Source organism: Shinella sp. M27 (assembly GCF_049199905.1).
Taxonomy (GTDB): domain Bacteria; phylum Pseudomonadota; class Alphaproteobacteria; order Rhizobiales; family Rhizobiaceae; genus Shinella.
This window is the reverse complement of sequence record NZ_JBLZPK010000019.1, coordinates 65774-72169: the sequence shown is the minus strand read 5'-3', so window position 1 is coordinate 72169 and position 6396 is coordinate 65774. Positions and strand designations below refer to the sequence as shown.

11 protein-coding genes are annotated in these 6396 nt (G+C 60.5%); 4 read left to right on the top strand and 7 right to left on the bottom strand.

Translation table 11 applies throughout. The features are described 5' to 3' along the window. Nucleotides 1-451: c-type cytochrome (locus ACOZK4_RS07615; protein ID WP_421591367.1), on the top strand; the 451-nt coding region annotated here is incomplete at its 5' end. 35 nt (nt 452-486) lie between these two features. Here ACOZK4_RS07615 and ACOZK4_RS07610 read toward each other — a convergent pair. From ACOZK4_RS07610 to ACOZK4_RS07580, 7 genes are all read right to left on the bottom strand, one after another. Continuing rightward, a complete protein-coding gene (locus ACOZK4_RS07610; RefSeq protein ID WP_421591365.1) occupies nt 487-987 on the bottom strand; it encodes a cytochrome b in 501 nt (166 codons plus the stop codon). A 70-nt stretch (nt 988-1057) separates the two neighbouring features. Next, nucleotides 1058-1483, bottom strand: a complete 426-nt coding sequence (locus ACOZK4_RS07605; RefSeq protein WP_421591363.1) for a plastocyanin/azurin family copper-binding protein — start codon at nt 1481-1483, stop codon at nt 1058-1060. 188 nt (nt 1484-1671) lie between these two features. Next, complete coding sequence (locus ACOZK4_RS07600) at nt 1672-1980, bottom strand: hypothetical protein (protein ID WP_421591361.1); 309 nt, start codon at nt 1978-1980, stop codon at nt 1672-1674. Nucleotides 1981-2015: 35 nt separating this feature from the next. Beyond that, nucleotides 2016-2396: a DUF6481 family protein gene (locus tag ACOZK4_RS07595; protein WP_421591360.1), complete on the bottom strand. Its 381-nt coding sequence runs from the start codon at nt 2394-2396 to the stop codon at nt 2016-2018. A gap of 29 nt (nt 2397-2425) precedes the next feature. After that, nucleotides 2426-2650, bottom strand: coding sequence for a hypothetical protein (locus tag ACOZK4_RS07590; RefSeq protein ID WP_421591358.1), 225 nt, complete (start codon nt 2648-2650; stop codon nt 2426-2428). Between the two features lie 121 nt (nt 2651-2771). Continuing rightward, on the bottom strand, nt 2772-2981 hold the full coding sequence (locus tag ACOZK4_RS07585) for a cold-shock protein (protein ID WP_034806062.1): 210 nt from the start codon (nt 2979-2981) through the stop codon (nt 2772-2774). A gap of 274 nt (nt 2982-3255) precedes the next feature. Continuing rightward, entirely contained in the window at nt 3256-4152 is an 897-nt protein-coding gene (locus tag ACOZK4_RS07580) for a LysR family transcriptional regulator (RefSeq protein ID WP_421591357.1), read from the bottom strand. A 155-nt stretch (nt 4153-4307) separates the two neighbouring features. Between ACOZK4_RS07580 and ACOZK4_RS07575 the strand changes: the two genes are divergently transcribed. The 3 genes from ACOZK4_RS07575 to ACOZK4_RS07565 are packed head-to-tail and all read left to right on the top strand — an operon-like array spanning nt 4308 to nt 6369. After that, nucleotides 4308-5495, top strand: a complete 1188-nt coding sequence (locus tag ACOZK4_RS07575) for an MFS transporter (RefSeq protein WP_421591356.1) — start codon at nt 4308-4310, stop codon at nt 5493-5495. Then, nucleotides 5492-5956 carry a cyclophilin-like fold protein gene (locus ACOZK4_RS07570; RefSeq protein WP_421591355.1) on the top strand — a complete coding sequence of 155 codons (465 nt, stop codon included), beginning with the start codon at nt 5492-5494 and terminating at the stop codon, nt 5954-5956. Before ACOZK4_RS07575 ends, ACOZK4_RS07570 begins: the two co-directional genes overlap by 4 nt. 17 nt (nt 5957-5973) lie before the next feature. Further along, nucleotides 5974-6369 (top strand): (R)-mandelonitrile lyase, encoded by a 396-nt coding sequence (locus tag ACOZK4_RS07565; protein ID WP_421591353.1) that lies wholly within the window; start codon nt 5974-5976, stop codon nt 6367-6369. Nucleotides 6370-6396 lie beyond the last annotated feature (27 nt).

Genomic DNA, 6396 nt, shown 5'->3' with positions numbered 1-6396 from the left:
GGTCGCGCGCGGCAGGCAAGCCGCGCCACCTCTGGCCGGCTTCAGCCGGCCACCTTTTACGGAGACGAGAATGAAATTTGCCGCGGCCATTGTTTTTCTGGCCCTTCCTACCGCTGTTCACGCTGCCGATGGCAACTCCGACGCTGGCGCCATGGTCTTCAAGAAGTGTGCAGCCTGTCACAACGTCGATGAGCCGATAAACAAGGTCGGTCCGCATCTGGTCGGCATTATCGATCGTCATGCGGCATCCGTTGCCGACTACAACAACTACTCGGATGACTTGAAGCAGGAGGCCAGCAGCGGACTGAAATGGGATGAAGCAACGCTTGCGACATTTCTGGCCGGCCCCAAAAAGAGGGTCCCCAAAACCCGCATGGCCTTTTCAGGCCTCAAGTCCTCGCAGGACATTGCGGATGTGATCGCCTACGCCGCTACTGCGCTGATCTGGTAGCGTTGCGCCATCGCCAGCCGTGCACAGACCAAAGGTCAACCAACCGTCATGCGCCGAAGCACGTTCGTCTTCCAGTAGAACTGGTGGGCGAGCGCACCGAGGACATGGGCCGCGACCACAACCCACAGAATAGCCTTGAGGACATCGGCATGGAGGTCGCCGGCTCCCTCATATCCGAGATAGTAGGCCGCCATGCCGGTAACTGGCATCGCGACAAGAAGAAGGTAGAGGGTTCCCTCGGCAATCTTCGCTGCGAGCCTCAGGAGCGCCGGCTCCTGCGGCGGGGCTTCCGGAACGCCGTGGACGAGCCGAAGGAGAAGACGGAGCGCGACAAGAACCAGGATCGCGATACCGGCATAGGCATGGATGTTGGCGCTTGCTACCTGGTCAGCGGTCGCTGCGCCGGTTTGCTTGATACTGCGGTTCCACGCATTCATTCCATCGGGAAACAGTAGATTGAAGAAGACGAGCGCTGCCGTCAGCCAATGCAGCACCCGTTGCGGGAGGGAAAACGAAGAGGGAGCGGTCGTTGCCAAGGGATTGTGCCTTCTATCAAACGCCATGCGCGACGGCCACTGCGTCGTGGCCGTCGTAAGATCGGCGTCGTTATTTCGTAACCGTCAGCATGGCATGCATGCCGGCCTCGTAGTGCCCCTTGATATTGCAGAGCAAAAGATAGGCGCCGGGCACAAGCTTCGCCTTCAATTGGCCATCGGCGCCGGGCTTCAGCTCGGAGACCTCGCCGAGGCTCTTCAACTGCTTTTCATCGATCCGGTGTTTGGCGGCGACCACATCGATTTTCTGGTCGGCCGACTTCAGCTTGACCAGAACCATCTCATGCTCTTCCGTCATGGCATCGTTGTGAACGAGAAACGTCGTTTCGCCTGCCTTTATCGAGGATTGATCGAGCGTCAGTGTCATCGGCCCACCACCTTCACCGCCTTCCACCACCTTGACGGTGGTCGCGGCAGATGCGGACGATGCGAGTGCGATGAGGGCAAATGCGGTGATCGTTTTCCGAAAGAGCTGCATGTCCACTTCCCTTTTGCTGGAGTTTCACAGCGGGGGTAGGCCCGGGTACTGACAGTCAGCTGAACGAAGGCGTGTGCTTCGATGAAAACATTCGCCGTTCGCGAGTTGCGCGACCAAGCCTTGGCTTGCATGTCAGGACAAACAAACACGAAGTACATTTGGTCCGTGACGTTTCTTCACGCACGAGGTCAGGCTCGATCGTAGGTGAAGGATGTCAGCAAAGTCGTCACGAAATTGCTCGCCCTTTCCTTGACAAGCACCTCGGTCCATTCGTCGCTTTCTCGAAGTCTCAGATCGGTATAGATGCTGTCGACGGCGGCTTCTTCGATGCGTTTGATATGTGCCTTGAAATTTGCCTCGCCGCCAGCGTGGTACATGTCACGAATGACCATGCGCAGGATTTCCTGGATTGCGATTTGCCACGCCGTGTTGATCGCCTGGAGCTCGGTCGCATTCGGTGCCATTGAGGGCTCCTTTCTTTGAAGTGGAGCCCCCATAAGGGCGTCATGGATTAGGTCGGTACAGGCAAGGCCTAGGCTTGCCTTGCCTTGCGGTTGGCGTAGCGTCTGTCGCGTTCGGCCTTTCGCAGCGCCTCATCGTCGACCACCCTCGCTATGCGGGCTTTTTCGGCGCGCTCCCGCGCTTCGGTTTCAGCGGCCACCGCGGCCTCAGCGGCTGCCTGCCGCTCCGCCGCCTCGGTCTCGATACGCGTCTGCTCCTCAAGCTTAACGCGCTCGCGTTCAACACGTCGTTCTTCACGAGCGTTGGAAATGGCTGTGCGTTCCGCCTGTCTTGCGATCCTGACAGGTTCTGCCGCGGTCTTTGCCGCACGGTAAGCATTGAGCAGAGCGGCTTTGGCCTCAGCGGATGAGGAGCGGCGGTCGGCGACTTCGTTGTTTCTGGCGTTCTTCATTCTTATCCCGATAGTGAGTGGCGTAGCGATCAGCACGACTTGGCGCGTTTGGCGATGAGATTGGATGTCGCCGACATGCGGTCGGCCAACTCCTTGGCAAGGCGCGCCTCTCGCAGCCTGAGGGTCTTGGCATCCCGCGCCTGAGCAACGGAATCCAGCTCTTCCACCGCGTTGTTCTTGGCAAAGAACTGCGTCTGCTCGTTGCTGAAGGCGATCTCCGCCTGCTGGCGGGATTTGCTGTGTGCTTCTGTCATGGAACCTCAATGAATTCGGTTAGCAACCGAAACGAAAAAGGCCAGGCAAAACGCCTGGCCTCGATGAAATAGCTTCCAGCAGTGCCAGTACATCCGTGGTCAAAGGGAAGCGAATCTCAATTTATGCCGACTGCAGATTGGTCGCCGACATCTTGCCCGACTTGTTGTCGCGCTCGAGTTCGAAGCCGATCTTCTGGCCTTCGACGAGTTCGCGCATTCCGGCGCGTTCGACGGCCGAGATGTGAACGAACGCGTCAGCGCCGCCGTTGTCGGGCTGGATGAAGCCGAAGCCTTTGGTGGAATTAAACCATTTTACTGTGCCAGTGGTCATAATGAACCCTTTCAAAGCATAGAGTGAGGGGCCGCGGAAGCAATGCTTTGCGGACGGTGATACGACTATTTTTGAGAGAGAAGGTTCGAATAGAGCGCGGTGCCAATCGCGCGGTAGACAAAGCTCGGCAAGCAAAAGATCGATGACGCATCTATAGGGCACTGAGATCGTCGCGTCAACGGTTAGTTTTTGCCGGGTGCTGTTTCACCCATAGATTGCATCCGTCTGACGGCATGTAAGATTTGAAAAGAACGCGGGTGGGCGTGAGGAGATGTCATTCCGTCGCACTATCCCGCAGAGAGCCCAGGATGACCTTGAAGGCCGGGGCGTTTTGCCGGCGGCTGGGATAATAGAGGTAATAGCCGGCAAACGGTGGAGACCACTGATCGAGGACGATCTGCAAGCGGCCGGCGGCAATGTGGGTCGCGACGGTGTCCTCCGGCACATAAGCGATACCGTAACCCGCAAGCGCGGCGTCGACCATTGGCAGCGTGGAATTGAAGGTGAGCTGGCCGTCGACGCGCATGCGGATGTCCCGTCCGTCCTGCTGGAATTCCCAGGCATAGAGGCCGCCGGCCGTGGTCAGGCGCAAACAGATGCAGTTGTGGCTCACCAGATCCTGTGGCGTTTTAGGAATTCCGCGAGCCGTGAAGTATTCTGGTGCGCCGATTGCCACCAGCCGCCAGTCCGGGCCGATGCGCACCGCGATCATGTCCTTCTCGACCGTTTCCCCTAGCCGGACGCCGGCATCGAAGCCATCATCCACAATGTTGCGGAAGCCGTTGTCCCGGCTGAACTCAAGCTTGATGTCGGGATAGTCGGCAAGAACCGGGCGCAGCTTCGGCCAGACGAGATAGTCGAGCGCGTGATCGGACAGGGTGATGCGCATTGTGCCTGACGGCTTGTCGCGATAGGCGGTCAGCGCCGCGATGTCGGTTTCAATCTCAGCGATGCGGGGGCCAAGCGACTGGCGCAGGCGCTCGCCTGCCTCCGTCGCGGAGACGCTGCGTGTCGTGCGCGCCAGGAGCCTGAGCCCCATCCGCGTTTCCAGCCGCTTGATCGTATGGCTCAAGGTCGATTGGGTGACACCGATCTTGGCGGCCGCCTTCGTGAAGCTGCGCTCCTCGGCGACGACCAGAAACCAAAGCAGATCGTTGAAGTTTTCGCGCATGGTCCATGCCTTCGTCGAAGCGTGTGCGATTATTCATGGGTTGTGTCGATAAGTTCAAGCGAAATTATACGGCTAATCACGGCAATCCATCGCTGCTATCCAGCATTCCACGAGCTGCCGGGCCAGCCGGTCGGCCACCTTTTCACGGGGCGACGATGGATAGCACCTGCGATCACGGCTTGGCGAAGCCGCAAGCGGCCTGGGGCGCGGTGTTTTCGATGGCGCTCTGCGTCGCCGTCCTCATCGCGTCAGAGTTCATGCCCGTCAGCGTGCTGACGCCGATCGCCGTCGACCTCGGCATCAGCGAGGGCCGCGCCGGCCAGGCGATCTCGGTCTCCGGCATGTTCGCCGTCGTCACCAGCCTCGTGATCGGCGGACTCGTGAAGCATATCGACAGGAAGCGCGTGCTGCTCTCGTTCTCTCTCCTGCTCGTCATCTCCGACCTGGTCGTGACGTTCGCGCCAACTTATACGGTGCTGATGATCGGCCGCGCGTTGCTCGGTGTCGCCATCGGCGGGTTCTGGTCGATGTCGACGGCCATTGTCATGCGCCTGGTGCCGGAAGAGGCAGTGCCAAAGGGGCTCGCGATGATCAATGCCGGCAACGCCATCGCCGCGACGATTTCCGCGCCGCTCGCCAGCCTGCTTGGTGATCATGTCGGCTGGCGCGGCGCTTTTCTTCTCGTCGTACCCATCGCGCTGCTCGCCCTCGTCTGGCAATGGATCGGCATGCCGCGGCTGCCGCCGCGCGGGCGCAAGGGGCCGGGCAACGTGTTCAGGCTGCTCAAGCGCCGGCAGGTGACGCTCGGCATGGCGGCGATCTTCCTGCTCTTCATGGGCCAGTTCGCCCTGTTTACCTATCTCAGGCCCTTTCTCGAAAGCGTGACCGGCGTCAGCGTCTCCATGCTTTTGGCAATCCTCCTCCTGATGGGGCTTGCTGGCGTCGCGGGCACCTGGACCATCGGCCACATGCTGCGGACGCGGCTCTATAGCATCGTCATCGCCATTCCACTCGTGATGGCGCTGCTGGCGGGCGTCCTGATCCTGTTTGGCTCCGTGCCGTGGGCCGTCACCGTTCTGTTGATCGGCTGGGGTTTCTTCGGCACCGCTGCGCCGGTCGGCTGGGGAACCTGGCTCAGCCGCGCGCTGCGCGACGATGCCGAGGCTGGCGGTGAGCTACAGGTCGCCGTCATCCAGTTGGCCATCACATTGGGCGCCGCCGTGGGTGGCCTGCTGTTCGACGCGTTCGGATGGTGGAGCACCTTCGCGCTCGGCGCTGTCCTTCTGCTGGGCTCGGCGCTCCTAGCAGCGGCCGCCGTCGACCATGGAAAGGCTCGGGCATGAGATCGTCCTTCATCACCCGCCGGGCGGTGCTTCAGGCCGCCCTCCTCGCCGCCGCGGTCACTCCCTTTCACCTCACCCGTCCAACCCATGCACATGGAGCCGCGCCCATGAAAATCCGCATCTCGTTCAACGGCCAGACGATGAAGGCGACGCTGGAGGACAATCCATCGGTCCATGACTTCGCATCTATGTTGCCGCTCAGAGAACTCACCATCGACAACTACGCGACCAACGAGAAGATCAGCTATCTGCCGCGCAAACTCATCGTGGAGGGCAGCGGACCGTTCGGCAACGAGCAGCCGGGCGATCTCTGCTACTATGCAACCTGGGGCAACCTTGCCCTCTTTTATGCGGGATACCGCTGGTCAAGCGGGCTGATACGGCTTGGCCGCATCGACGGCAGCTTCGAGCTCTTGCAGACGCGCGGGAAATTCCCGTTGCAAATCGACCTAATCCGATAACAGACAGGAGAACCACCATGGACATTCTACGCGCCGGCTCGCGCCCCTCCGCAAAAGGCCCGGACGCCTGGTTCACAGGCACGGTCCGCATCGATCCGCTCTTCAATCCCTTCGATGCCGACCGCGTTCAAGGGGCACAGGTCACCTTCGAACCGGGCGCACGGACGGCCTGGCATACCCATCCGCTCGGTCAGACGCTGCTCGTTATCTCCGGCTTCGGCCGCGTACAACGCGAGGGCGGCCCTATCGAGGACATCCGCCCTGGCGACGTGGTGTGGTTCGCACCGGGCGAAAAACATTGGCACGGCGCCTCCCCCGACGTCGCCATGACCCATATCGCGCTTCAGGAGGTCAAGGACAGCAAGGTCGTCGACTGGATGGAGCATGTCACCGACGCCGACTACGGCGTTTGAGGCAACGGAAACAGAGAACAAAGGAAC